Raw genomic sequence first — 25,285 nt, forward strand, 5'->3', positions numbered from 1 at the left:
TACCATCACCATATGCAACCGACCGTGCTCGACCGGCTCCTGCTCATCAGCGAGCTCTTCCGGAAGGACCTCTTGAACGCCTTCGAGGGCACGCCGCTGACGACCGCCCGCACCAGGGTGCTCTGGGTGCTCGCGGCGACGGGCCCGTCGACCCAGCAGGCGCTGGCGGCGCTTCTCGAGGTGAGCCCTCGCAACGTCACCGGACTCGTCGACGCGCTCGAGGCGTCCGGGTACGTGCGGCGCACGCCGCACCCGACCGATCGACGGGCCACGATCGTCGAGCTCACGGAGTCGGCGGCGACGTTCATGGCCGGCATGCAGCGCGACCATGCCGAGCTCTCCGCGACGCTGCTGGCCGCGGTGCGACCGGCCGACCGCGAGGCCTTCGAGCGCGGTCTCGAGGCGATCGCCGACCGGCTCGGCGAACTGGTGGCCGCCGACGAGGCCCGCCGCGCGGAGGCGACGCTCGCCGCCTCGGAGGAAGCGTCGTGACCGCCGTCGAAGAGCGCGTCGACGGGGCATCCGTCTGGCGGCGGCTCGGCGACTTCGCGCTGCGCGCGCTGCGCGTGGAGCTGCGGATCTACGCCAGCATCGGACGACTGATCGCCCGGCGCCCGGCCATCCCGATCGGCGGCAGCGGTTTCAGCTACCACCGGCCGGTGCTGACGATCCTGGTCATCTTCATCGTGCTGTCGGCGGTCGAGATCCCGATCATCGACCTCATCGTGCACCGGTGGCCAGCGGTGCGCATCGGGCTGCTCGTCCTGGGCATCTGGGGTCTCACCTGGATGGTCGGCCTGCTCGCGGCGTTCCTCACCCGGCCGCACACCGTCGGGCCCGAGGGCATCCGGGTTCGCGAGGGGCTCGAGATCGACGTGCCGCTCTCCTGGAGCGAGATCGCGTCGATCGCGATCGACCGCCGCGTCGACGAGCCCAAGTCGCCGAGATTCGCCGACGACGGGGTGATGGATGCCGCGCCCGAAGCCTCGTGGTCCGGGCAGGCCCCCGCCGAAGTGAGCGGCGCACGCCCCGGCCGCACGCTGAGCCTGCGGATGCAGGACGAGACCAACATCGAGATCGAGCTCGAACGACCGACGCCGGTGCGGCTTCCGGGCCGCCCGCCGAAGGGCGGCGTGCAAGCAGTCACGCGCGTGCGGCTGTGGACCGACGACCCGAAGGGATTCCTCGCCGCAGCACGCCGGCATCTCGGCGCGTACGCGGAGTGAGCCACGCCGAGTGAGCAGGGCCCACCGGGCCCGCCTGCTCAGGCCGCGTCGGGGGCCGGCTGTGCCGCCGCGGCGGGAGACTGCACCCGATCGCGCGGCATCCACGCGGCAGCGGCGAGCATCAGCACGGCGATCACGGCCGTCGCGATGAACACGGCGGCCGACGCCGGGATGATCGAGTCAGGTGTCGGCTCGCCGCCGTTCGCGGCGATCACGTTGTTGGCGATCGAGCCGAACGCCGCGACGCCCAGCGCCGACCCGGCCGAGCGTGCGAACGCGTTCGTCCCGGTCACGACGCCGCGCTCGTTCCACTCGACCGAGGCCTGCGCCGCGATGAGCGTGGGCGCGGCGACCCAGCCGAGCCCGAATCCCATCACGAACGCGACGCCCGCCACGAGCCACGGGCTCGGGAACGGGGTCACCACCACGAGGGCGACGGCGCCGACGAGGGCGATCGTCGAGCCGATCACGGCGGTCGAACGGAAGCCGATGCGCAGGAACAGCCGCCCCGACAGCGACGCCGAGAGCGGCCACCCGAGCGTGAGCGCGGCGACCGCGAGCCCCGAGAGCAGCGGCACCACGCCGATGGATGTCTCGAGGTAGCTCGGCACGAAGCTCGTGACGCCCGTGAGCAGCGCGCCCACACCGAGCGACACGAGCGTCGTCGACGCGATCAGGCGGCGCCGGAAGATCGCGAGGTCGAGCACGGGCTCGGCGGCGCGGCGCTCCACCATGACGAACCCGGCGAGGGCCAGTGCACCGACGGCGAAGCATCCGATGCTCTGCAGCGACCCCCACGCCCACGCGTTGCCGCCCTCGAGGAGGCCGAGCATCAGCGCGGTCAGGCCGATCGTCAGCAATGCCGCGCCCGGGTAGTCGATGCGGTGGCGGCGCCGCTCGACGCGCTCGTGGTAGAAGCGCACGAGCGCCCAGCCCGCGATCAGGCACAGCGGGATGTTCACGATGAAGATCCAGTGCCACGAGGCGAACTGGGCGAACACGCCGCCGAGCGCGGGGCCGACGACCGACGAGATCGCCCACACGCTCGCGATGTAGCCCTGCACCTTCGCGCGCTCGGCGACGGTGTACAGGTCGCCCACGATCGTCATGGTCATGGGAGCCGCAGCACCCGCGCCGAGCCCCTGGATGACGCGGAACACGATCAGCGCGGTCATGCTCCACGCGAACGCGCAGAGGATCGAACCGACGAGGAAGAGGCCGACGCCGATGAGCACGATCGGCTTACGCCCGAACGTGTCAGCGAGCTTCGAGTAGATCGGCACCGACACCGTCTGCGCGAGCAGGTACACCGAGAACAGCCACGGGAACTGGTCGAACTCGCCCAGGTCGGCGACCACCGACGGCACCGCCGTCGCGAGGATCGTCGCGTCGATGGCGATGAGCCCCGTCGTCAGCATGAGCGCGATGAGCACGGGCCCGCGCTCGGAACGGAAGCCTATACCGACGTCTGCGGCGGGTGCGGGTGGATTCACCTCAGTGCCAACCTCCGCGCGTCGGCTCACTATTCCGAGGCGTGCCGAACTCGTGCGCCTCCGCCCGACGGTCGATCAGAGCCCGCGCACGTGCCGGATGTTGGATCGTGCCATGGCGACGGCCTCCGCGGCCCCGCCGTGCAGCACGATCTTCGACATGGCCAACGCGAATCCCTTCACCTGGTCGCCGGTGATCGCCGGCGGCAACGACAGCGCGAGCGGGTCGGTCACGATGTCCACGAGTGCCGGGCCCCGGTGCGCGAACGCCGCGTCGACGGCGTCGCGCAGGTCCTTCGGGTCCTCGATGCGCACCGAGTGGAATCCGATGGCTCGCGCGATCCCGGCGAAGTCGACATTCGGCACGTCGACGCCGTAGTCGGGGAACCCGTCGACCAGCATCTCGAGTTTCACGAGCCCGAGCGTCGAGTTGTCGAACACGAACACCTTCACCGGCAGGTCGTAGGCTGCCGCGGTGATGAGTTCGCCCAGCAGCATCGACAGCCCGCCATCACCGGCGATCGCGACGACCTGACGCCCGGGGTGGGCGACCTGCGCGCCGATCGCATGGGGGAGCGCGTTCGCCATCGACCCGTGGATGAACGATCCGATGAGCCGTCGCTGCGGCGTGGGCGTCACGTACCGCGCCTGCCAGACGTTGCCCATGCCGGTGTCGGCCGTGAAGATCGCGTCGGACGCCGCGGCCTCGTCGATCACGGTGATCGCGAACTCCGGATGGATGGGCGCCTTCGTGCCGACCTCGGTGTACGTGCCGACGACCGACGAGAGGAGCTTGTCGTGCTTCTTCAGGGTGCGATCGAGGAACCGCCGGTCCGACTTCTCGGCGACGAGGAACGTGAGCCGTTCGACCGCGGCCTTCACATCACCGTGCACGGGATGCGCGACGCTGACGCGACGGCCGAGATGCGAGGCATCCGAGTCGACCTGCGCGATGACGACCTTCGACGGATCCGGGAGGAACTGCTCGTACGGGAAGTCGGTGCCGAGCAGGAGCAGCAGGTCGGCGTCGTGCATGCCGGCGTGCGCGGCGCCGTAGCCCAGGAGGCCCGTCATGCCGACGTCGTACGGATTGTCCCACTGGATCCACTGCTTGCCGCGCAGCGTGTGCCCGACCGGAGCCTTGATGCGCTCGGCGAGCGCGACGACCTCGTCGTGGGCACCCTCGACGCCCGCACCGGCGAAGATCGCGACCGTCTTCGCGCGATCGATCGCCTCGGCGAGGCGCTGCACGTCGGCTTCGGCGGGAACGAGCGCCGGTCGCTCGGTCGGCACGAGAGACGGGAACGAATCGGATGCCTCGAACTCGGCGATATCGCCCGACAGCACGACCACGCCCACGCCGGGCCCCGCGATCGCGTGCCGCATCGCCGCGTTCACGACCCGCGGCGACTGCGCCGCCGTCGAGATCAGCTCGCAGTACTCGGAGCACTCGACGAAGAGACGTTCCGGATGCGTCTCCTGGAAGTATCCCGATCCGATCTGGCTGCTCGGAATGTGGCTCGCGATCGCGAGCACCGGCGCCTTCGAACGCTGCGCGTCGTACAGGCCGTTGATGAGGTGCAGGTTGCCCGGCCCGCAACTTCCCGCGCAGACCGCGAGTCGGCCGGTCAGCTGCGCCTCGGCCGCGGCCATGAATGCCGCCGCCTCTTCGTTGCGCACGTGGATCCAGTCGATGCCCCCCTTCGCCGCGCCACCTGATCGGCGAACGGCATCGACGATCGGGTTCAGCGAATCCCCGACGATGCCGTAGATGTGATCGACCCCGGCATCGATGAGCTGGGCGACGAGTTGGTCGGCGATGGTTCGAGCCACGGTTTCCCCCTCCGAACGGCGTGCGTGCCTCCAGTCTTGCGGTGGGCGCGCCCGGCGTCGAGCGCTGCAGAGAGCCGGGAACGGGGTGCGCCGTGCCTCGTCGTCCATCTGGGACGACGAGATCCCCACGAGCCCGCAGGTCTCGTGCGCCGCGGGTGTGCACGAGCACCCTCCCGGATGCCGCTATGATGGTCAAGTTGTCTTCGACGGAAACGCCGGTGGCATCGGGCTGTGGCGCAGCTTGGTAGCGCACTTGACTGGGGGTCAAGGGGTCGCAGGTTCAAATCCTGTCAGCCCGACCAGAAAGTCCCGGAAACTCAAGGGTTTCCGGGACTTTTGAGGTTAAGAGATTTGATCCTCCCATCGAAAACCCATCGTTTTCGCCCCGTTGAGGATCAGCCCCGAATTGCCGTACGGCAGGGGGGCGGATACTCCCGGTCGACTGTGGTCGCCGCGGCGCCGCGGGCGCACCTACGGGTCATGGACATCATGAACGAATCGCAGATCGTTTCTGTTTCGGCTCCCGCTTCCGCTTCTGTCGATGGCTGGGGGCTCGACCGCCTGATGGGCATCACCGAGTTGGCGGCCTACCTCGGCGTGCCGGTCTCGACCGTGTACGACTGGCGGACCCATGGGAAGGGCCCGGCGGCGTACCGCTTCGGCAAGCACCTGAAGTTCGCCGTCGCAGATGTGCGGGCGTGGGTCGCCGAGCAGCGCGAATCCGCATAGCCGCGCCGACGCAGCGAACGGTGGTGAGCTGAGATGGACCGGCCACGACTGTCGATCGGCACGTTCGGAGACATCACGACCCGGGCGATGCCGTCCGGCAGGTTCGAGGCGCGCACTCGGTTTCGGGACTGGGACGGGCGCACACGGATGGTGCAGGCCACGGGCGATAGTGCGAAGGCGGCGGAGAGCGGGTATTTCGGCGATCGCCTGGGCCAAGAACTCGAGCGCCCACGTCGAGGACATTAATTCCTTCACGCACGCCGCGAAGGGGCGAACATAGCGCCGGACTCCCCCAGTACGGGGGTGATTTCTCTCAAGGCAGGTATGCCACCAAAACCGCGCACACGCGGTTAGTGGGTGGTTAGGAGCGTTGCAGACGGCCTGTCGCGCCGTCTCGCGGATGTCCCTATCTACTGGGAGCGGAGTTGGTCACGGTTGCACGAGTCTGGCCCGTGTACATACGTTGTCCGCCATGACCTCGAACATGATCAGCCTCCGTGGTTTCGTGGCGGAACGCCTTGGCGTACACCCCGACACTGTCCGACGTTGGTCGCGTCTCGGTGCGCTCGGCGATGACACTAGGAACTCACGTGGCTGGTGGATCCCGGACAACCTGTCGAGGGAGACCCTCAGTCGGCGTATCGCCGCCCTCATTGACGGGAAGCACGACCCCTCGCTCGAATCGGGTCCGCCCGCGTGGTCACCGGCGAATGCCGCGGCCCGGACCACAGCGAAGCGGCACGCATGACAACAGGTATCGAGGGCGACGTCGCCCGCATCGAAGCGGCGCTCAACACGCCGACGCTGAAGCTGCTCGACCGCAAGTCCGCGGTAGTTGCGATGCCGCTCCTCTCCGCCGCGTTCCCTGACGACGCACAGCCCATCCCGGTAGAACGATTCCACACCGTCATCGAGGCGATGCTCGACGAATTGCGAATCGCCGGCTACACGGTCCCCGTCGGTAACGGCAAGTCCCTCGCGATGCAGTGGGTTCGTGAGCGTTGGCTTTATCGCGACCCTGGTCGAGGTCAGGAGACCTATCAGCTCACCGGGGATGCGAGGCAGGCACTCGACTACGTCACCCGCGCGACGCGTACCCAGCTGAACGTTTCGCTGTCTCGCATCGAGACGATGCGCCGAGTCGTCTCCGACGCGGCCCTGGCCGCGAACCCGGATCTCGAGGAGCGCAAGCGCCGCCTTGCCGAAGAGATCGCTCGCCTGCAGGCCGAGTACGACCGGCTGGACTCCGGTGGCGAGCTGCCCGACGCCTCGGAGACGGAACTGACGGAGCAGTTCTCGAACGTCCTCCGCGAGCTCGACGGGCTCCCATCGGATTTCCGCAGGGTCGAGGAGTCGGTGCGTGACATGCACCGCACGATCACGCAGAAGTTTCGCGAAGAGGAGCGCCCTGTCGGTGAGGTGGTGGACAATTACCTCGAGCAGTCGGCGAACCTGCTGACATCCACGCCCGAGGGACGCGCTTTCACCGGTGCGCTCGAGCTGCTTCGCAAGCGGGACTGGCTGACGAGCCTCCGGACTGACCTCGAAGCGATCCTCGCCCACCCCTGGGCGGGGACGCTGCTGCCGGACGAGCAGCGCCAGCTTCGTTCGGCGGTCGATGTCATCCGTCGGGGCATCTCCGACGTCCTCGGTCAGCGACAGCGGCTCTCCGCCACGCTACGCGAGCACATCGAGAGCTACGACCACATCCGCAACCGCGAGCTCGACGAAGTACTCCGCGGCATCGACCGGGAGCTGCGGACCTGGATGCAGACGGCCCGCCCGCGCGATCACGTCGACGTCGAGCTCATCCCGTCCGGCATGGAGATCGACATGCTCCGCTTCCGCACCTTCGACCCGGAGAGCGAGCGAGTCCCAGAGCCGCTCGAGGATGTGTCCGGCGCAGCGCCGGCGCGACTGTCGCTGGAGGACATCCTCAAGCAAGGCGGACCCTCCTTGAAGCAGCTCCGGCGCGAGATCGACGCCAGGATCGCGTCCGGTGATCTGGAGTCCGCGGCGCGGCTCTTCGCGGAGTTGCCCGCCGGGCTCCGTCGCCCGGTCGAGCTGTTCGGGCTGCTGCACCTGTTCACCCGGATGGGCGCGGACATCGACCCGTCCGAACGAGAACTGGTGTCGGCCGTGCGCCCGGACGGCAGCACCCGCCGGTTCCTCATGCCGGTCGCTGTGATCCCAGCGGCCCAGACCGCCCCCACCCAGACCACCCCGACCGAGGGAGACCCCCATGATTGACCTGACCGGCGAAGAAGACGAGGTCTTCGACACGAACGCGTTCGAAGGCGGCTTCAACGCTGGCGAGGACGACGAGGTCTTCGACGGCGAGGACGAGGAGCCGGACCAGCAGAGTCTCGCGATGTTCGAAGGGGACACCAGCACGCTCTACCCCGAGCAGCGGCGGTGCCTCCACGCGCTGCTCAAGCATCGCTACATCTCCGCGGAACGGTACCCCGAGCACTGGGCGGTCCTGCTCGCCGACCCGGCGCTCATCCGAAGCCGGCTCAACGAGCTGTTCCTCGAGCTCGAGGTCGACCGCGACTACCAGATCGCGTTCAAGAGACAGGCCGCCAACGAGACCGGAGAGACGCTCCCGTCGCTGCTCCGAGACGCATCGCACACGAAGGAGGAGACCATCGTGATGGCCTTCCTGCGGCAGCGGTTCTTCGCCCAGCGCCAGGAAGGCGAGGACGTGGTGTTCGTTGATCGCCAGGCACTGCTCGACGAGGTGTCCGACCAGCGTCCAGAGCACTCGACCCACCGCGCCATGGACCGCAAACGCGCCGAGAAGGCACTCGACAGCCTGCGGGCCTCGGGCGTGCTGCTGAAGACCGCCGACCCCGAGCGGTTCCGGATCTCACCGATCATCGAGGTCCTGCTCCCGATCGAGAAGCTCCGGGCGCTGTGGACCTGGTTGATGATCCAGAACGGCACCGAACCCCCGGTGCCCGACGATCCCGATGAGACAGCCCACGACGATCAGCTCGATCTGCAGTTCGACCTCGAGGAGAAGTGACGATGACAACACTCGATCTGGTGGTCCCCGCGCAACCGGCGACCAACCTCGACCACGCCCAGTGGCGGATCGAGACACTCCAGCTCGTGAACTGGGGCGGTTTCCACGGGCACTACGCCGTCGAGTTCTCGCCCGGATCGACGCTGTTCTCGGGGGCCTCGGGAACCGGGAAATCGACCGTGCTCGACGCCTATCTCGCGCTGATGATGCCGTCGGACACGCCGTTCAACGGGGCTTCCAACGACGCCGGCGGGCGCGCGCGCTCGGCCGACCAGCGCAACCTGCTGACCTACCTGCGCGGCAAGATGGATTCACTGAGCATCGACGGCTCGGCGGAGATGCGCGACCAGGTACTCCGCGGGCGCGATGGAGTTCCCACCTGGGGTGCCCTGGGTGCGACCTTTATCAACGACGACGGACGGCGGTACACCGTCGTGCGGATGTACTTCGTGAAGGCCGGCGCCAAGGTCAACGGCGACGTCACCACCACGTTCGCGGTCTACGAGGGCTACCTCGACCTCGCCCGCCTTGAGCCGCTGGCGGCGGGACGCTTCGACAAGCGCGCCCTTAAGGCGGCTCTGCCGGGCCTGACCCCGCTGCACACCTTCTGGGAGTTCGAGGACACCATCCACACGCGCTTGGGCATCGGCGGCGGTGACGGCGGCCGTCAGGCGATGCGGCTGCTGGCCCGCGTCCAGGCCGGGATGCAGGTTAAGCGGGTCGACGGGCTGTACAAGACGATGGTCCTCGAGAAGCCGATCACCTACCAGGCGGCCGACAGCGCGCTCGAGCACTTCGCCGACCTCGAGGGTTCCTACCTGAAGATGGTGGACGCGGCGGACAAGGTCAACACGCTGAAGCGCCTGCCGGGACTCCAACAGGAGCACGCCGACGCCGAGGCGAGGGAACTGCTCATCCGGCAGTTCGGCGCCGACGAGACGGGTCCCTCGCCGTTCCAGCTGTGGCGGCTGCGCACCGAGCGCGAACTCCTGGACGCCGCGGTCGCCGGGAATCGTGCAGAGCACGCCTCCGCCAGCGCGAAGTTCGCCACGGCCAAGGCCGACGAGCACCGGTACAAGAAGCGTCTCAGCGAGATCGCCGACGAGAAGCGCGACAACGGCGGCGACGCGATCGACGCGCGCAAGGCCGACATCGCCGGTCTCCAGGACAGCCGCGATGACATCTACGCCGCCAACATCAGGTTCCAGACGCGCACCGAAGCCATCGGCCTGGTCGTGCCCGAGACCGCGGAGCAGTTCGCTGAGGCACGGGCCGCCGCCGCGCAGTTCCTTGCCGGCTACGAGGCGAGGGAAGCCGAGTTGACGGCCGACGTGGAGGTCGTGCGCGAGAAGGAGTTGTCCCCGCTGGTGAACCGGCAGGTCGGCCTCCTCGACGAGCAGAAGTCGCTCAAGGACCGCAGCAGCGGCATGGTCCCGCAACGGCTGCACGACGCGAGGGTGAAGATGGCCCAGGCCGCCGGACTCGACCCGATGGACGACCTGCCCTTCGTCGCCGAGCTTATCGACGTGCTCCCCGGTGAGGAGCACTGGCGCAAGGCGGTCGAGACCACCCTCGGCGGCGTCGCCCGTACCGTGCTGGTCGACCGCCGCACCCGCGACCGGCTGTCGGCGTCGATCGACGGGGTGTCGATCCGCCCTCGCATCCGATTCGAGGCGGTCAGTCTCGCCGACCACGAGGACTGGCAAGGCGACCCCGATCACATCTCCGGGAAGCTCGCCTTCAAGGACTCGCCGTTCTCACGCTGGGTCCAGGACCGGGTGGGCGGCACTGGTATCGACCACCTCTGCGTCACAAACTCGGCGGGGCTCAGCGGCCCCGGTCCGCGCGTCACACCGTCGGGGCAGACGCGCAACGGCGACAAGGGTGCTCACGGTGAATCCAGCGATGGCCCCATCATCGGCTTCTCCAACAAGCGTCGGCTCGCCGACATCGAGACGCAGCTCGCCGAGCTCGAGCCCGAGATCACCGCGGTGCGCGCGCGGATCGCCGAACTCACGCGGCGCCTGGCGGACTCCCGTCAGCAGAAGGACGCCCACGTCCACGTCCAGGACGTCGCGTGGGCCACGATCGACCATCTCGGCATCGACCGGCGAATCGCCGAGCTCGAGGACGAGATCCGCCGGCTCCGCGAGGCTAACACCACCCTCGACGCCCTAGAGGCCGAAGAGGAACGCATCACCCCGCTGCACGAGCAGGCGAACCGGGATCGGGTGCTCGAGGCGAACCGTCTCGCCGAGCTCGAGAAGAAGCACGGGGACCTCGTCACCCAGCAGGATGACGCCCAGGACGCCGTCGACGCCATCGTCGCTGTGCAGACCGCGATCGTTACGGAGGCACAGCAGCACTACCTCGACGAACTGTTCGCGGGTAACTGGGACACGACCGACCTCGCGGCCTTCCCCGGCAACATGCGCGCGCTTCGGAAGCGTCTCGGTGAAGAGGCTGTCGCCGCTCACCGCGCCGCCAAGAGCGCCGTCAACGCGATGGAGAGCATGTTCGAGTCGTACAAGCGGCACTGGACCGAGCACAACATCGGCATCACGATCGCCTCCGTCGACGGCTACCGAGAAATCCTCGACCGCATCCAGGCCGAAGGACTGCACGAGCGCCGGGACCGGTGGCGGCGCGAGTTCGCCGCCTGGTCCAGCGACGACCTGCTGCGTCTGAACGACGCGTTCGACACCGCGCTCGAAGACATCGAGGACCGGCTCCTGCCGATCAACCGGATCCTGGAGACCCTGCCGTTCGGCGGGAAAGGCATCCTGCAGATCAAGCTCCGCCGGCTGCAGAGCGAGGAGCTGAGCGTCTTCCGACGCGGGCTCCGTGAGCTCTCGTCCGGGCTCGCGATGGAGCTCAGCGACCAGCAGGTGGAGACCCGGTTCAAGAGGCTGCGCGAGTTCATGACCCGGATCAGCGTCCCCGAAGGCCACACCAAGTCCTCGACGTCGCAGCGAGACCGCTACCTCGACGTGCGCCAGCACGTGGTCATCACCGCGGTCTGCCTCGACGCCAACCATCGCGAGGTCGCCACCTACGACTCGCTCGGCGACAAGTCCGGCGGGGAGACGCAGGAGCTCGTGGCGTTCATCGTCGGCGCCGCGCTGCGCTACCAGCTCGGCGACGAGTCCCGCTCCCGACCCAGGTTCGCCCCGGTTTTCCTCGACGAGGGCTTCGTCAAGTCCGACAGCGAGTTCGCCGGCCGCGCGGTCAAGGCGTGGCAGGACCTCGGGTTCCAGCTCATCATCGGTGCGCCCCTGGACAAGGTGACCGCCCTCGAGCCCTACATGGGCCTGCTCCTGAGCGTCACGAAGAACGACAGCGGCTATTCGTACGTCCGGGATCTGCGCGAGGCGCCCGCTGACGAGGGCGCGGCATGAAGTCCCCCGATGCGCTCGTCGTGGACATCCAGCGGCGGCTGGCAGGAAAGTGGCAGCTACACCTGGTGGGCGACGAGGTCGTATTCCCGCACGCGTTCCCGCTCGGACGCCTCGATGCAACCACGCTACGCCGCGACTACGCGAGCGTTCACGCGAGGACCGTCCACCTGCAGGACTGGGCGCGCGTAGCGCGGATCGAGCTCGACTACGAGCGGCGCGAGGCCCAGGGCGGTTCGATGCAGGCGGTGCCCACGCACGCACGGGTGGACTCCATCGACCACGCCGCAGCGATCGCCGGCGAAGGGTGGTCGGCCCGGCTCGCGCGCGCGAGGGAGCGGCTCAGCATTCTGCGTGAACGGCACGCGGACGCATCCGATCTCGGCCGGACCCTGCGACTGCTCGACTCGTACTCGGACGTCGACTTCGAGCTGCTGCTCGTCGTGACCGGCTGGTATCTGCAGGACTTCTCCCGCGCAGCGCTCGGGGTCACGCCGCGCCAAGTCCCGATCCCCGGCGTCCATGCGAAATGGCTCCAGTCCCATCGGGCCGGGGTGCAGGCGCTCACGGGTCTGGCGGACCTGGGCCTCCTGCCCGCTCATCCGCCACGCATCCACTTCACGTACCTCGACCCCGACCACCGGGCCTCGGGCGCGCGGATCCACGACTCGGCGACGGTCGGCGACGCGTTCGCGCCGGCGTACCGGCCCGAGGTCGTCGTCATCTCGGAGAACAAGGACACCGCGATCCACTTTCCACCGCTCGCCCGCGGCATCTCGGTCGAGGGCGTCGGCAAAGGCGGCAAGACGCCCGCGGCATTCCCCTGGCTGCGCGACGCGCCCGTGGTCGTGTACTGGGGCGATATCGACCGCGACGGCTTCGAGATCCTCGATGGGTACCGGATTGACTTCGACCGCGACATCGACTCGATCCTCATGGACCCGACGACATACGTGACATACGAGGAGTTCGGCACCGACTACGACCAGTACGGCAAGCTCATCCTCCCCGGCGATCCGAAAACCGTGGGCAAGCTCCATGACGACGAACGCGAGATGTATCTCCGTGTCCTCGATGCCGAGCACATGGGACATCGTCGAGTGGAGCAAGAACGCATTCCGCTGGGGCTCGCCTATGAAGCGGTGCAGTCGGTTCGCTCGCGCCGAGCGAAATGGGCACTGGGCCACCCGCTGGAGTCGATCGAGCCGACTGACCGATTCCCACCGCGTTCCCACCGAAATCAACCGTGAGTGTCCAGGATCGACTCGGTAGATTGGAGCCAATGAACCGCCCGGTTCCCTGTCACTACGAGGGAATCCGCGAGTTTCCGAGACATCCGGAGGCATCCCGAGACGGGCTTGATCCTCCAAGGGGTCGCAGGTTCAAATCCTGTCAGCCCGACCGAAAATACTGATCAGCGGCTGTTTCTCCACGAGGAGGGATGGCCGCTTCTCAGTGGGCGGTCAGCTCGTCGAGAGCCCCCAGAAGCTCGGGGTGCTCGAACGCGAAACCCGCCGCCGTGAGGGTCCCGGGCAGCACCCACCGGCTCTTGAGCACGAGCTCGGGTTCCGTGCGGAGCACCCACATCGCGGGCTCGAGCATCCAGCGCCAGGCGGGCAGACCCACGGGCATGCCCTCGAGGTCGCGCAGCAATCGCATCAGGGTGCGGTTGTCGCTCGGGTTCGGGCTCGCGAGGTTGACGGGCCCCGAGATGTCCTCGCGGTCGCGAAGGAAGCGGATGGCGCCGACGACATCGTCGATGTGGATCCAGCTGAACTTCTGGAACCCGCGCGTGCGATGCCATCCGGCGCTGGCGCTGCCGGTCGGCGACGGCCCGATGCCGCGGTACCGGCGGTGCGGGAACCAGGGGCCGTCGATCTGCGGGCCCCCGAGACCCAGCCGCGCGAGCGTGATCAACGCGTTCGTGGCGGGTCCGTCGCCCAGCACGATCGCCATGCGGAGCGCGACGCGTCGCGTGCCGGGCAGGTCGCCGGCGAAGAACTGCCGCTCCCAGTTGCGCGCGACGTCGACCGAGAATCCGTCGCCGAACTCGCCGTCGGCCTCAGAATTGGGGCGGTCCATGGCGTGGCGGTAAATGGTCGCGGTGGAGGCGTTGAACCAGACGGCTGGAGGTTCGTCGGCCCCTTCGACGGCCTCGCGAAGCGCCCGCGTGGTGTCGATCCTCGAACGCAGGATCTCGTTCCGGTTCGCCGTTGTGTACCGGCAGTTCACCGACTTGCCGGACAGGTTCACCAGCATGGCCGAGCCGTCGACGGCTCGGGCGATGCCCGCGGCATCCTGCCACGTGACGTCTTCGGTGCGTCCGATCCGGCGCACGTCATACCCGTCGTCGGCGAGCGCTCGCACGATCGCGTGCCGACGAACCCGCTCGCGCCCGCGACGACGGCTACCGGCGGGCGTGGCTGGGGCATGCGTGCAGCCTAGCCAGCATCGCCACCTGGCCGATGCCGGTTGTCTTGCCGCGAGGCCTTCGACAGACTGGCTGGAGGGCACCGGCCCGTCAGAGGGGGAGACGACGCATGACCGATCAGGAACCGACCGACGCGATCATCGCCGCGCACGAGGAGCTCACGGCCCGACTGCCGTTCGACGACGACGCGGACTTCGCCGCCGCCGATCGGGGGTTCATCGCGTCGCTCGACGACCCGAAGATCCTCGACGCGAGCGGTGAAGTGGTCTGGGATGCCTCGACGTACGACTTCATCGACGGAGACGCGCCCGGCTCGGTGAACCCGAGCCTCTGGCGGCAGAGCCGGCTCGTCGCGAAGCACGGCCTGTTCGAGGTCGTACCCGGGCTGTACCAGGTTCGAGGGCTCGACCTCTCGGTGATGTCGTTCATCGAGGGCGACTCGGGCGTGATCGTCGTCGATCCGCTCATCTCGAAGGAGACCGCGGCCGCCGCGGCGGCGCTGTACCGCGAGCATAGAGGCGACCGGCCGATCGTGGCCGTCATCCACACGCACTCGCACATCGACCACTTCGGCGGCGTGCAGGGCATCGTCACGCAACAGCAGGTCGATGCCGGTGACGTGCAGATCATCGCCCCCGAGGGCCTGGTCGAGCACGCGGTCGCCGAGAACGTCTACGCCGGTACCGCAATGGGTCGTCGCGCCGGCTACATGTACGGCGCCGCGCTCGCCAGGGGTCCGAGGGGCGCCGTGGGCGCCGGCCTCGGGCAGACGACCTCGACGGGTGAGGCGACGCTGCTGCCGCCGACGCTGGAGATCACGACGACGGGCGAGACGCACACCATCGACGGCGTCGAGTTCGAGTTCCAGATGGCGCCCGGCACCGAGGCGCCGACCGAGATGCACTTCTACATCCCGCGCTACGAGGCGCTGTGCATGGCCGAGAACGCCACGCACACGCTGCACAACCTGCTCACGCTGCGCGGCGCCGTCGTTCGCGACCCGCACGTCTGGTCGCAGTACCTGACCGAGGCGATCGAGCGGTACGGCGACCGGGCCCAGGTGGTCTTCGCGTCGCACCACTGGCCGACCTGGGGCAATGCCGAGATCGTCCGATTCCTCGGCCTGCAGCGCGACCTGTATGCCTACCTGCACGACCAGACGTTGCGCATGCTCAACCAGGGTCTGACCGGGGTCGAGATCGCCGAGGTGATCCAGCTCCCGCCGGCACTCGAGAACGCGTGGCACGCGCGCGGCTACTACGGCTCGGTCAGCCACAACGTGAAGGCGATCTACCAGCGATACATGGGCTGGTTCGACGGCAACCCGGCCCGCCTGTGGCCGCACCCGCCGGCCGCCCTCGCGGAACGCTACGTCGACGCCATCGGCGGTGTCGACCGCGTCCTCGAGGTCGCGCGCGCCGCGTACGAGGCGGGCGACTTCCGGTGGGCGGCGACCCTGCTCGACCACGCGGTCTTCGTCGACGCCGGCAACGAGGCCGTGAAGGCGCTCTACGCCGACACCCTCGAGCAACTCGGCTACGGAGCCGAGAACGGCACGTGGCGCAACTTCTTCCTGTCCGGAGCGACCGAGCTGCGCGGCGGCAACTTCGGCACGCCGACCGTGACGAACGCGCCGGCCATCCTCGCGCAACTCACGCCCGAGCAGGTGTTCGACGCCATCGCCATCACCGTCGACGGCCCGAAGGCCTGGGACCTCGACCTCGCGTTCGACGTGACGGTGAGCGACCTCGGGCGGAGCTTCCACCTCACCCTCCGCAACGGAGTCCTCGTGTACGTCGAACGCGAACCCGAGCCCGACGCCGCGCTGCATCTCACCCTCGAGAAGGCGCGACTCATCCGCCTCGCGGGCGGCGATCTCGACTCCGACGGGCTCGACGCGACCGGAGAGCTCGGCGTGCTGCGGCAGCTGTTCGGCGTGCTGAACCCCGGCGACCCCGCATTCGAGATCGTGCTCCCGTAGGAGCTGCCCACTCGGGCGACGATCGGTGCCCCGTTCGCGGCGCGAATGCGCTCGCCGCGGCGAGCCGCGCGAGCGGTGATGGAGGCTCAGGGGAACCACGAGGAGCACCGATCCACGAGCGAGGCGAGCGCAGGGCGCGCGGCACGCGACCGCCGAAGCCGGCAAGGCGTGCCGTGCCGCGTGTGCGCGCGCCGTCGCCGGGCAGACCAGCATGGCGCCTGCAGGCCGACGACGTCATCGACCTGCAGCGCGACGCGGGCAACCACGCCGTCACGGCGCACCTCCAGCGCGACCAAGGGCCCGACTCGCTCGCAGGTCGGCACGCGCGCGAACCGATCCCGACCGGTGGCCCCGACATCCGGCCCGCGTTGCAGGCACGCTACCCGGCGCTGCTCGGCGCCCTCACGACGGCCCAGCTCGAGCAGTGGCAGCGGGTGGTCGACCACTACACCATCTCCTGGCACGTCGACTTCCGGCTGCGGCGGCTGTGGGACGACTTCGCCTATTACGGCACCGTCCGCGAGCAGCATCCCGACTACCTCGAGGAGCGGCGGCGGCTGCTGCGCGCCGTGCCGCCGAAGCCGAACGAGCATCTCGCGGTCGACGTCCGGCTGCTGCTCGCCGACGACGTGCACGAGCCGCCGGAATGGGATGCGAAGGCCGAGACCGAATTCCGGCAGTGGGCGGTCGAGCAGATCACGAAGCGCCCGCTCGAGCTGAGCCTGCGCCCCGCACCCGGCGAGGCGCTCGGGCAGCACCCGATGCCCGGCATCGTGCACAAGACGAAGGGCTTCGTGACCGCCGACGACCTGCGCAACGACTACCCGGAGGAGTACGCACGACGCGTCGCCGACCGGGAGGAGCTCGTGAAGCTGCGGGAGGCGCTGAGGGAGACCACCCAGGTCTGGCACGAGCTCCAGCCCATGCACGTCGAGCGGAGCGCGATCAACGCCAAGCGCATCGGCTTCGGGGCCATCCGACACATCTCCGAGGCGCTCGGCGAGGGGAGCGCGGCCTATCCGTCGATCCGGATCTGGGACGGACCGCGTCAGCTCATCGAACGTGCGTGGCCGCTCCTGCGCGAGCGCAAGTACGAGCTCGCGGTGCCGCTCATCGCGATGGCCGAGCAGTCCACGGCAGAGGCGGCCAAGCGGTTCTCGGCCTACGAGAACCGGGTCATGACGGGCGCGGGGACTGCGGTGAAGTGGCTCAACCGCCTGAAGACGGCCGGCACCATCGCCGCCGGCATCGCCTCGGGCGGGTTGGGACTCACCGGCTCGGCGCTCGTCGCCGGCGGCTACACCTTCGCCCAGGAGGGGCTCGGCCGCGCCGCGGAGATGCACTACGGCCAGCGCGCGAGCCTCGGACTCGCGAGCCTCGTGCAGGCCGCCGGCGTGAGCGCCGTGATGACCTATCTCGGCGGCGGGCTGCAGGCCCGCTTCCAGGTCGCGATCAAGGCGCGCATCGACCGCATCCCCGACCTCGCGGGCACGAAGCTCGCCGAACTCACCGCCAGCGCGATGGCCGCCGGCACGTCGTCGGTCTACCTGACCGCAACCGAGACGGCCCTCAAGGCCATCGCGGAGGGCAAGGCACTGCCGAAGAACGCGAGCGAGTTCGCCGACCTCATCGTCGACGGCGTGGTGCAGAACGTCGCCATGGACCTCGGCCTCGCACGCGTCAACAGCCGCGTCGCGAAGGAGTACGACGCGTGGCGCGGCGGGTCGCGCGGGCCGGCGGTCACGATCCCCGAGATCCGGGGCGGGGATGCCACGCGGAGGGCCGGAGCCGGACTCCCCGCGGCCGACGCACCGGGCTCCGCCGGCACGGCGGCCGGGGGAGCCAAGGTGCCGGCCGGACGGCTCTCGGAGGTCGCCGTGCGCTCGCTGCTCGCGGAAGCCGGCGGATGGCCGAGGCTCCACGCCGAGCTGCATGGCGGAACCGGCCTCGGCGCGAACCTGCCGCTGCCCGAGCGACAGGCGCTCATCGCGCGGTTCGAGGCGCATCGCGAGCAGCTCGCCCAGAACGCCGGCGCGCTGTTCGGCGGAGACGTCGTGATCGCCGACTCGGGAGGTGGCCGGCAGATCGAGGTGCGCTTCGCCGGCGACGAGGCGGTGCAGCAGGTGGAGCACGCCACCGGATACCTCGACGCGAAGTCCCCCGGATGGGCCCGCCAGACCGACGTACGCCTCGTCGCGGCGCCCGCGTCGACGCGGTCGCCGAAGGCGACGACGGGCCCGGGTGGCCGGGACGCCGCACGCGTCGTCGAAAGCCTCAGTCCGGAGGCGCGCGCGCTCGCCGCGGAGTTCGTGCCCCTGTACGACCGCTACCGCGGCATGAGCGCCGAGGCGCGGTTCGACGCCCTGCTGGAGATCGCCAATCGCCAGCTCACCGCTTCGGGTGCGCCGCCGCTCATCCCGAATCACCTGAACAATCCGCGGCCCGATCAGTTCGGCAGGTTCCCGGCCTCGGCGTGGGAGCTGCAGATCAACCGCGCGCTCGTGTCGCAGCGGGATCCGTCCCCCGAGCAGTTCGCGCTCGCCTGCGACACGATCGCGCACGAGGCGCGGCACGCGCGGCAGTGGTTCCGCATCGCGCGCCTGCATCTCGAGCGCACGATGCCCGGCGCGACGTACGCCGAGGTGCGTGCGCGCGCCGGCGCCGACGACGTGCTCCGGCACTTCGACGCGCAGACCGTGAAGGCGGCGTGGGAGGCGCAGACCGGCGCGCGGCCCGCGGAGTCGTTCCGAGCGGGGGACGTGCGTCACGCCGAGGCGGCGGCGTTCCACGACAGCGTGTTCGGCTCGAACCGCGACGCCCGCGAGCGGATCTACGACCTCGCGGAGATCCGGGTGAACGAACTCGGCATCGCCGAGCGCCGCCTCCGGTTCATCGACGGACTCGAGCTCCCGCCGAACAACCGTCTGCTGCTCGACGCGCGAGCGCGCTACCGGGAGGCCCTGGATGCGCACACCCGGGCGCACCGCGACTACGAGATGCTCATCGAGGAGATCGACGCCCGCGTCCACGGACAGGATGTCGCAACCGCGGTGCTGCACGACGCCCGGATGCTTCCCGCCGCGCGAGACCGGGCGCGTGCCGCGCACCGGGAGCTCGTCGTGGCCGGCCGCGAAGCCCTGGCTCCATCGGCCCGGGGGAGCCGGTTCACCCGGAGCGCGCGGACCGATGCCTTCCGGCGCTACGAGGAGGCGATGGCGTCGCTGCGCCGACTCGAGCAGCGCATCGAGGCCCGCTCGGCGGCGGCAGCGAAGGCAGCGGCCGGGCGTGGCGGCGGCGCCGGGGGAACGTCGGGCGGCGGGGCATCCACTCGGTGAATCGGCTGACGCTTGCTGTGGCGCGCCGGATGTGGTCGGCTGGCCTCGGGGGCGAAGGGGGCCGAGATGAGTGATCCGTCGTGGACGCAGGTCGTGAAGACCGCGGAGCCGGAACAGCCGGAACTCAAGCGGGTGCTCGGCCCGGGACTGCTGCTCCTGTTCATCGTGGGCGACATCCTCGGCACGGGCATCTACGCGCTCACGGGCCAGGTCGCCGCCGAGGTCGGCGGTGCCGCCTGGCTGCCCTTCCTGCTCGCGTTCGCCGTCGCGACGGTGACCGCGTTCTCCTACCTCGAACTCGTCACCAAGTACCCGCAGGCCGCGGGCGCCGCGCTCTACACGCACAAGGCCTTCGGCATCCACTTCTTCACCTTCATCGTCTGCTTCATCGTCATGACGTCGGGCATCACGTCGGCATCGACGGCCTCGCGCGCGTTCGCCGCGAACCTCGCGGTCGCGTTCGGCATCCCGGATGACACCCTGACGACGATGTTCGTCGCGCTCGCGTTCATCGTGTTGGTGATGCTGGTGAACCTCCGCGGCGTGAGCGAGAGCGTCTGGCTCAACGTCTGCCTCACGCTCGTCGAGCTCTCGGGGCTGCTCTTGGTCATCCTCATCGGCATGTGGGCGATCTCCGGCGGCAACGCCGACTGGTCGCGCGTCGTCGCCTTCGAGACGCCCGACGACAAGAACGTGCTGCTCGCCGTCAGCACGGCGACCTCGCTCGCCTTCTTCGCGATGGTCGGCTTCGAGGACTCGGTCAACATGGCGGAGGAGACGAAGGAACCCAGCCGCATCTTCCCGAGGATGATGCTGACCGGACTCGGCATCGCGGCGGTCGTCTACGTGCTCGTGTCGATCACCGTGGTCGCGCTCGTGCCCATCGGCGACCTCGTCGGCAGCGAGACGCCGCTCGTGACCGCGGTCGAGGCGGCCGCGCCCGGGTTCCCGATCAACGACCTGCTGCCGTTCATCTCGATGTTCGCCGTGGCCAACACCGCCCTAATCAACATGATGATGGCCAGCCGACTGCTCTACGGCATGAGCCGGCAGCAGGTGCTGCCGCCCTTCCTCGCGAAGGTCGCGCCGAAGCGGCGCACGCCGTGGGCGGCGATCCTCTTCACGAGCGCGCTCGCGCTCGGGCTCATCGTGTACGTCTCGCTCGACGCGGAGGGCTCCATCGTGGCGTTGCTCGGCGGCACGACGTCCCTCCTGCTGCTCACGGTGTTCGCGGTCGTCAACGTGGCGGTGCTGGTGCTGCGACGCCAGCCGGTCGACCACGACCACTTCCGCACGCCCGTCGTGCTGCCCGTCATCGGCGCGATCACCTGCCTGTTCCTCGTCTTCCCCTGGACCTCGGGCCGACCCGCCGGGCAGTACGGCATCGCGCTCGCGCTGCTCGGCATCGGCGTCGTGCTCTGGATCGCCGAGCGCCTCTACACGAGGTCGCGACGGCATCGCGCCCGACGGGGTGGCGCCTGAGGACGCGACCGGCGGCTCGTCACGGCGAGCAGTCCCGTCCCGATCAGGCCCCCGGCGGTGTTCGCCACCACGTCCGTGACGTCGGAGATGCCGAGGCCGAAGACGAACTGCACGACCTCGAGCGCCAGGCTCGAGGCCGCGAACACGCCGGCCCGCCGCCACCACCGCCAGGCCGGCGCGAACACGCCGAGGTACAGGCCGAACGGCACGAACAGCCCGACGTTTGCGATGACCTCGCGGACGGCGCTGGCCCCCGCGTCGGCGGTCGGCACGAACGGGACCAGCTTGACGGCGCGCAGATCACCGCCGGGGTCGGGCAGGTGCAGCTTCCACAGCACCGCCCATGCGAGCAGCACGAGGTACCCGGCGAACAGCGCCACCAGCGCGGCCATGAGCACGCCGCGCCACCGGTCCTGCACGGGCCGGCCGACCGGGGGCGGAGCGTCCACGACGCGGGTCACGGCTGCATCCTCGGATCTTCCGTGGGATCGGCGTAGCCCGCCGGGCATCCGCCGTCGACCGCCTCGGGGCGCAGCTCGAAGTGCCACGGCTCGTTGCCGTAGACCTGGCACAGCCCGTATTCGAAGCCGTGCTGCGACAGCCACAGCCATCCGTCGACCGGTCCGACGTCGACCGCGGTGCCCGACACGTGGGCGGAGGTCTCCGCGGTCGCGACCCACCGTGCCGCCTCATCGGCCGAGCCGTACTCGGCGACCGCCTCGCGCAGCAACTGCTCCTGGTACTCGGGGGAGCGCCAGCCGCTGGTGACCTCGAGCGAGAGGCCGTCGGCCGAGGCATCCGCCGTCGCATCGCGCAGCGCCTGTCGCAGCGCCGCATCGAGGTTCGCGATGCCGGGATACCTGTCGTCGAAGGCGCCGACGCCCTCGGGCATCGCACCGTCGGCCTCGGTGACGGCGCCGTCGGGCGACGGCAGCGCATCGAGGCGCTCGCCGGGGGCGGCGCCGAGCGGCCGCGTCGCCCAGGCCGCCGACTGGAAGACGGCGATGCCGAGGAGCACGACGTTGACGAGGAACAGGACGGCGACGAGGCGCCTCAGGGTTCGGGACGGGATTCGCGGTGCCGGGTGACTCATGTCACCGAGTCCATCGGGCGCCGCGTTGCGACCCCGTATGCGGATTCGCATATGCCGGCGATACACCCGGGCTCCTAGGGTGGTGGCATGCGCGTTCTGGTCGTCGAGGACGAGCCGTACCTCGCGGAGGCCATCCGCGACGGGTTGCGGCTCGAGGCGATCGCCGCCGACCTCGCCGGCGACGGCGACGCCGCGCTCGAGCTGCTCAGCATCAACGCGTACGACCTCGCGGTGCTCGATCGCGACATCCCCGGCCCTTCGGGCGACGAGGTCGCCGCGCGCATCGTCGCGTCGGGCAGCGGCATGCCGATCCTCATGCTCACCGCCGCCGACCGGCTCGACGACAAGGCGTCTGGCTTCGAGCTCGGAGCCGACGACTACCTCACGAAGCCGTTCGAGCTGCGCGAACTCGTGCTCCGGCTCCGAGCGCTCGACCGCCGTCGCGCCCACCACCGGCCGCCGGTCCGCGAGATCGCGGGCCTGCGCCTCGATCCGTTCCGCCGCGAGGTGTACCGCGACGGCCGCTACGTCGCGCTCACCCGCAAGCAGTTCGCCGTGCTCGAGGTGCTCGTCGGTGCCGAAGGCGGCGTGATCAGCGCCGAGGAGCTGCTCGAGCGGGCCTGGGACGAGAACGCGGATCCCTTCACCAACGCCGTGCGCATCACGGTCTCGGCGCTGCGCAAGCGGCTCGGCGAGCCGTGGCTCATCACCACGGTGCCGGGCGTCGGCTACCGCATCGACCCCGGCGCAGTCGAGGACGTCGCTCCCGACGCCGCGACCGACACCGACCGATCACCCCACGAACCGGGCCGCGCGTGACGAGACCGCCCGGGATGAGCGCTCGGCTCAAGCTCACGCTCAGCTACGCGGGGTTCCTGATGCTCGCGAGCGTGCTCCTGCTCGCCGCGGTGTGGCTGTTCCTGCTGCGGTACGTGCCCGCCAGGGCGATCCAGACGATCGAGGGGTTCGTCCCGGGGCGCGACGACCTGGTCCGCGCGTTCGCGCCGGCGGCGGGCTGGGCGCTGGTCGCCCTGCTGGTGCTCGGGCTCGCCGGCGGGTGGCTGCTCGCGGGGCGGATGCTCCGGCCACTCGCCCGCATCACTGATGCCACGCGCCGCGCCGCGAAGGGGTCGCTGTCGTACCGCATCGAGCTCGAGGGGCCGAACGACGAGTTCCGCGAGCTCGCCGACAGTTTCGACGCGATGCTCGCGCGGCTGGAGGCGCATGTCGCCGAGCAGCAGCGCTTCGCCGCCAACGCGTCGCACGAGTTGCGCACGCCGCTGGCGATCACGCAGACGCTCCTCGAGGTCGCCCGAAACGATCCGAACGGCGTGACCGGCGAGCTGCTCGACCGCCTCCACGCCGTCAACGCGCGCGCGATCGAGCTGACCGAGGCGCTGCTCGTGCTCAGCCGCGCCGATCAGCGGGCGTTCTCGCGCGAGCGCGTCGACCTGTCGTTGCTGGCCGAGGAGGCCGCGGAGACGCTCCTGCCGATCGCCGAGGCCCGCGGGGTGGCCCTCGAGACGACCGGCGACGTCGCGCCCGTCATCGGATCGCCGGCCCTGCTCCTGCAGTTGACCACGAACCTCGTGCACAACGCGATCGTGCACAACCTGCCCGAAGGGGGCACGGTGCTGGTCGGCACCGCTCTCGACGGGGCATCCGCGGTGCTCACCGTCGAGAACACCGGCGCCGATCTCTCGCCGCAGCTGATCGCGACGCTCACCGAGCCGTTCCAACGCGGCGGCGAGCGCATCCGCACCGACCATGCCGGCGTCGGGCTCGGGTTGGCGATCGCCAAGAGCATCGCGCAGGCGCACGACGGGACGCTGTCGATCGCGCCGCGCCGAGGCGGCGGCCTCCGCGTCGCCGTGCGCCTGCCGGCCGCGGTGGGGGCAGAGGGCGTGCGTCCGGAGACGCGGAACGGGCCGGCGCCGATCGGTTGATCGGTGCCGGCCCGCACGTGCAGGGCTCAGCGCCCTGCGAGGCTCAGCGAGTTCAGAGCGGCCGGATGTTGGTCGCCTGGGGACCCTTCTGACCGGCCTCCGTGTCGAACTCGACCTTCTGGTTCTCCTCGAGGTTGCGGTGTCCGCTACCGGCGATCGCGCTGAAGTGCGCGAACACGTCGGCGCTGCCGTCGTCGGGAGCGATGAATCCGTAGCCCTTGTCGGAGTTGAACCATTTGACAGTGCCAGTGGCCATGACGTTATTCCTTCTTCTGTGTCTTGGACCACGGGTGTGATCCGTGTGGCCGCGACGACGGCGTCGCCGCGGACGATTGCGAGCACCCGTCGCCGTGTGCTTCCGACCGCTGCCGGATGCCTCGGGCTCGAGGTGATGGGATTCGAGCGCCGCGCGGGCGCTCTCCACGGTGGTCGCGATCGCGACGAGCATGCCGTGGGGGTCGTGCACCAGATGGGTGCCGTCTTCGGCGGAGAGGTAGCCGGCGAACTCGCCGTGCATCGTCGCGACGTGGACGTCGTCGGCGGCCTGCTGCCAGCAGAGGGTGTTCGGTGGGAGAAGAGCGGGTACTGCGGAGGTGATGGGAATTCGATTCGTTCGGGGAAGCGACCGGGCGTCACTGGGCGGTCGGTTATTCAAGTTCGAAGTCGCTGCGGGATGTGTCCTGCGCGAAGAGCCTGGCGGGATGGCGTCACGGCATGCTCCGACACCCAGCCTAGCGTACGACCGGCCGAAGTTGCGCACCCTCATCGCGAAGCTCCTTCGCGACGTTCGATCGCCGCCCGGATGGCCTCGAAGATCTCCGCATCCCTGGCGACCAGGCGCACCTCCGCGACCCTCGTCGGGGTCGTCGTGACCGTGTCGACGGCGGCGTCGATCGCGTCCTCGCGGGGCCATCCGTAGATGCCGGCGCTGATCAACGGGAAGGCGACGCTCGTGGCATCCAGTTCGTCGGCGACCTCGAGGGCCCGCCGGTAGCAGGACTCCAGCAGCGACCGGTCGCGCTGGCCCGCCGTGAAGTCGGGACCGACCGCGTGCACGACCCATCGCGCCGGCAGGTCGCCCGCCGTCGTCCAGCCGGCGTCGCCGGTGGCGAGCCCGTGCGGGAACCGCGCGATGCAGTCGCGCAGGATCGCCGGGCCGCCGGCGCGGTGGATGGCGCCGTCGACGCCGCCCCCGCCTCGCATGGCCCGACTCGCCGCGTTCACGATGACGTCGACGTGCTGCTGGGCGAGGTCGCCCAGCACGGCGGTCACGTTCGGCATGGCGCCATTCTGCCGGTGCGGCGGGCCGGAAGCGA

The 25,285-nt window shown here is 69.8% G+C and carries 18 protein-coding genes, 1 tRNA gene and 1 pseudogene; 13 read left to right on the top strand and 7 right to left on the bottom strand.

What is annotated here, in order from left to right:
- Positions 1 to 12: 12 nt before the first annotated feature.
- Both GE115_RS13230 and GE115_RS13235 read left to right on the top strand, forming a co-directional pair.
- Positions 13 to 492 carry a MarR family winged helix-turn-helix transcriptional regulator gene (locus tag GE115_RS13230; protein ID WP_153685267.1) on the top strand — a complete coding sequence of 160 codons (480 nt, stop codon included), beginning with the start codon at positions 13 to 15 and terminating at the stop codon, positions 490 to 492.
- Positions 489 to 1,226 carry a hypothetical protein gene (locus GE115_RS13235; protein ID WP_312855159.1) on the top strand — a complete coding sequence of 246 codons (738 nt, stop codon included), beginning with the start codon at positions 489 to 491 and terminating at the stop codon, positions 1,224 to 1,226. Before GE115_RS13230 ends, GE115_RS13235 begins: the two co-directional genes overlap by 4 nt.
- Before the next feature lie 38 nt (positions 1,227 to 1,264).
- Here the strand turns inward: GE115_RS13235 and GE115_RS13240 are convergent, their stop codons facing one another.
- Both GE115_RS13240 and GE115_RS13245 read right to left on the bottom strand, forming a co-directional pair.
- Entirely contained in the window at positions 1,265 to 2,719 is a 1,455-nt protein-coding gene (locus GE115_RS13240; RefSeq protein WP_376765718.1) for an MFS transporter, read from the bottom strand.
- Positions 2,720 to 2,794: 75 nt separating this feature from the next.
- The gene (locus GE115_RS13245; protein ID WP_312855160.1) at positions 2,795 to 4,549 is read right to left on the bottom strand and encodes a pyruvate dehydrogenase; all 1,755 of its coding nucleotides are present in this window, start codon (positions 4,547 to 4,549) and stop codon (positions 2,795 to 2,797) included.
- 225 nt (positions 4,550 to 4,774) lie between these two features.
- Here GE115_RS13245 and GE115_RS13250 point away from each other — a divergent pair.
- From GE115_RS13250 to GE115_RS13275, 6 genes are all read left to right on the top strand, one after another.
- A tRNA-Pro gene (locus GE115_RS13250) sits at positions 4,775 to 4,851 on the top strand.
- 187 nt (positions 4,852 to 5,038) lie between these two features.
- A complete protein-coding gene (locus GE115_RS13255) occupies positions 5,039 to 5,278 on the top strand; it encodes a helix-turn-helix transcriptional regulator (RefSeq protein WP_172979920.1) in 240 nt (79 codons plus the stop codon).
- A 696-nt stretch (positions 5,279 to 5,974) separates the two neighbouring features.
- Complete coding sequence (locus tag GE115_RS13260; RefSeq protein WP_153685270.1) at positions 5,975 to 7,528, top strand: DUF3375 domain-containing protein; 1,554 nt, start codon at positions 5,975 to 5,977, stop codon at positions 7,526 to 7,528.
- Positions 7,521 to 8,306, top strand: coding sequence for a DUF4194 domain-containing protein (locus GE115_RS13265; protein WP_153685271.1), 786 nt, complete (start codon positions 7,521 to 7,523; stop codon positions 8,304 to 8,306). The genes GE115_RS13260 and GE115_RS13265 overlap by 8 nt, the downstream gene beginning before the upstream one ends.
- A gap of 2 nt (positions 8,307 to 8,308) precedes the next feature.
- Positions 8,309 to 11,704, top strand: coding sequence for an ATP-binding protein (locus tag GE115_RS13270; protein WP_153685272.1), 3,396 nt, complete (start codon positions 8,309 to 8,311; stop codon positions 11,702 to 11,704).
- Complete coding sequence (locus tag GE115_RS13275) at positions 11,701 to 12,951, top strand: Wadjet anti-phage system protein JetD domain-containing protein (protein ID WP_153685273.1); 1,251 nt, start codon at positions 11,701 to 11,703, stop codon at positions 12,949 to 12,951. Before GE115_RS13270 ends, GE115_RS13275 begins: the two co-directional genes overlap by 4 nt.
- A gap of 202 nt (positions 12,952 to 13,153) precedes the next feature.
- Here GE115_RS13275 and GE115_RS13280 read toward each other — a convergent pair.
- Positions 13,154 to 14,133, bottom strand: a pseudogene (locus GE115_RS13280) (epimerase).
- 108 nt (positions 14,134 to 14,241) lie between these two features.
- Between GE115_RS13280 and GE115_RS13285 the strand changes: the two are divergent.
- From GE115_RS13285 to GE115_RS13295, 3 genes are all read left to right on the top strand, one after another.
- Positions 14,242 to 16,113 (top strand): alkyl/aryl-sulfatase, encoded by a 1,872-nt coding sequence (locus tag GE115_RS13285; protein WP_153685274.1) that lies wholly within the window; start codon positions 14,242 to 14,244, stop codon positions 16,111 to 16,113.
- Positions 16,114 to 16,286: 173 nt separating this feature from the next.
- On the top strand, positions 16,287 to 19,448 hold the full coding sequence (locus GE115_RS13290; protein ID WP_153685275.1) for a hypothetical protein: 3,162 nt from the start codon (positions 16,287 to 16,289) through the stop codon (positions 19,446 to 19,448).
- A 66-nt stretch (positions 19,449 to 19,514) separates the two neighbouring features.
- Positions 19,515 to 20,930, top strand: coding sequence for an APC family permease (locus GE115_RS13295; protein WP_153685276.1), 1,416 nt, complete (start codon positions 19,515 to 19,517; stop codon positions 20,928 to 20,930).
- Here the strand turns inward: GE115_RS13295 and GE115_RS13300 are convergent.
- Both GE115_RS13300 and GE115_RS13305 read right to left on the bottom strand, forming a co-directional pair.
- Entirely contained in the window at positions 20,885 to 21,391 is a 507-nt protein-coding gene (locus GE115_RS13300) for a VanZ family protein (protein ID WP_312855161.1), read from the bottom strand. The genes GE115_RS13295 and GE115_RS13300 overlap by 46 nt on opposite strands.
- A complete protein-coding gene (locus GE115_RS13305; RefSeq protein WP_153685277.1) occupies positions 21,388 to 22,023 on the bottom strand; it encodes a M15 family metallopeptidase in 636 nt (211 codons plus the stop codon). Before GE115_RS13305 ends, GE115_RS13300 begins: the two co-directional genes overlap by 4 nt.
- An 87-nt stretch (positions 22,024 to 22,110) precedes the next feature.
- Between GE115_RS13305 and GE115_RS13310 the strand changes: the two genes are divergently transcribed.
- Together GE115_RS13310 and GE115_RS13315 are read left to right on the top strand one after the other, a co-directional pair.
- The gene (locus tag GE115_RS13310) at positions 22,111 to 22,842 is read left to right on the top strand and encodes a response regulator transcription factor (protein ID WP_153685278.1); all 732 of its coding nucleotides are present in this window, start codon (positions 22,111 to 22,113) and stop codon (positions 22,840 to 22,842) included.
- 14 nt (positions 22,843 to 22,856) lie between these two features.
- Positions 22,857 to 23,969: a sensor histidine kinase gene (locus tag GE115_RS13315; RefSeq protein ID WP_153685279.1), complete on the top strand. Its 1,113-nt coding sequence runs from the start codon at positions 22,857 to 22,859 to the stop codon at positions 23,967 to 23,969.
- A gap of 52 nt (positions 23,970 to 24,021) precedes the next feature.
- Here the strand turns inward: GE115_RS13315 and GE115_RS13320 are convergent, their stop codons facing one another.
- Positions 24,022 to 24,225 (bottom strand): cold-shock protein, encoded by a 204-nt coding sequence (locus GE115_RS13320; protein WP_153685280.1) that lies wholly within the window; start codon positions 24,223 to 24,225, stop codon positions 24,022 to 24,024.
- A gap of 506 nt (positions 24,226 to 24,731) precedes the next feature.
- Positions 24,732 to 25,250, bottom strand: coding sequence for a macro domain-containing protein (locus GE115_RS13325; protein ID WP_153685281.1), 519 nt, complete (start codon positions 25,248 to 25,250; stop codon positions 24,732 to 24,734).
- Positions 25,251 to 25,285: the final 35 nt, after the last annotated feature.

Origin of the sequence: Agromyces agglutinans, from assembly GCF_009647605.1 — a bacterium.
Classification (GTDB): domain Bacteria; phylum Actinomycetota; class Actinomycetes; order Actinomycetales; family Microbacteriaceae; genus Agromyces; species Agromyces agglutinans.

What these genes read in the sequence shown, in the direction of transcription:
- GE115_RS13255 (WP_172979920.1), top strand. Translation starts at nt 5,039, where the DNA reads ATGAACGAATCGCAGATCGTTTCTGTTTCGGCTCCCGCTTCCGCTTCT.
- GE115_RS13295 (WP_153685276.1), top strand. Translation starts at nt 19,515, where the DNA reads ATGAGTGATCCGTCGTGGACGCAGGTCGTGAAGACCGCGGAGCCGGAA.
- GE115_RS13285 (WP_153685274.1), top strand. Translation starts at nt 14,242, where the DNA reads ATGACCGATCAGGAACCGACCGACGCGATCATCGCCGCGCACGAGGAG.
- GE115_RS13310 (WP_153685278.1), top strand. Translation starts at nt 22,111, where the DNA reads ATGCGCGTTCTGGTCGTCGAGGACGAGCCGTACCTCGCGGAGGCCATC.
- GE115_RS13325 (WP_153685281.1), bottom strand. Translation starts at nt 25,250, where the DNA reads ATGCCGAACGTGACCGCCGTGCTGGGCGACCTCGCCCAGCAGCACGTC.
- GE115_RS13320 (WP_153685280.1), bottom strand. Translation starts at nt 24,225, where the DNA reads ATGGCCACTGGCACTGTCAAATGGTTCAACTCCGACAAGGGCTACGGA.
- GE115_RS13305 (WP_153685277.1), bottom strand. Translation starts at nt 22,023, where the DNA reads ATGAGTCACCCGGCACCGCGAATCCCGTCCCGAACCCTGAGGCGCCTC.
- GE115_RS13270 (WP_153685272.1), top strand. Translation starts at nt 8,309, where the DNA reads ATGACAACACTCGATCTGGTGGTCCCCGCGCAACCGGCGACCAACCTC.
- GE115_RS13230 (WP_153685267.1), top strand. Translation starts at nt 13, where the DNA reads ATGCAACCGACCGTGCTCGACCGGCTCCTGCTCATCAGCGAGCTCTTC.
- GE115_RS13265 (WP_153685271.1), top strand. Translation starts at nt 7,521, where the DNA reads ATGATTGACCTGACCGGCGAAGAAGACGAGGTCTTCGACACGAACGCG.
- GE115_RS13275 (WP_153685273.1), top strand. Translation starts at nt 11,701, where the DNA reads ATGAAGTCCCCCGATGCGCTCGTCGTGGACATCCAGCGGCGGCTGGCA.
- GE115_RS13315 (WP_153685279.1), top strand. Translation starts at nt 22,857, where the DNA reads ATGAGCGCTCGGCTCAAGCTCACGCTCAGCTACGCGGGGTTCCTGATG.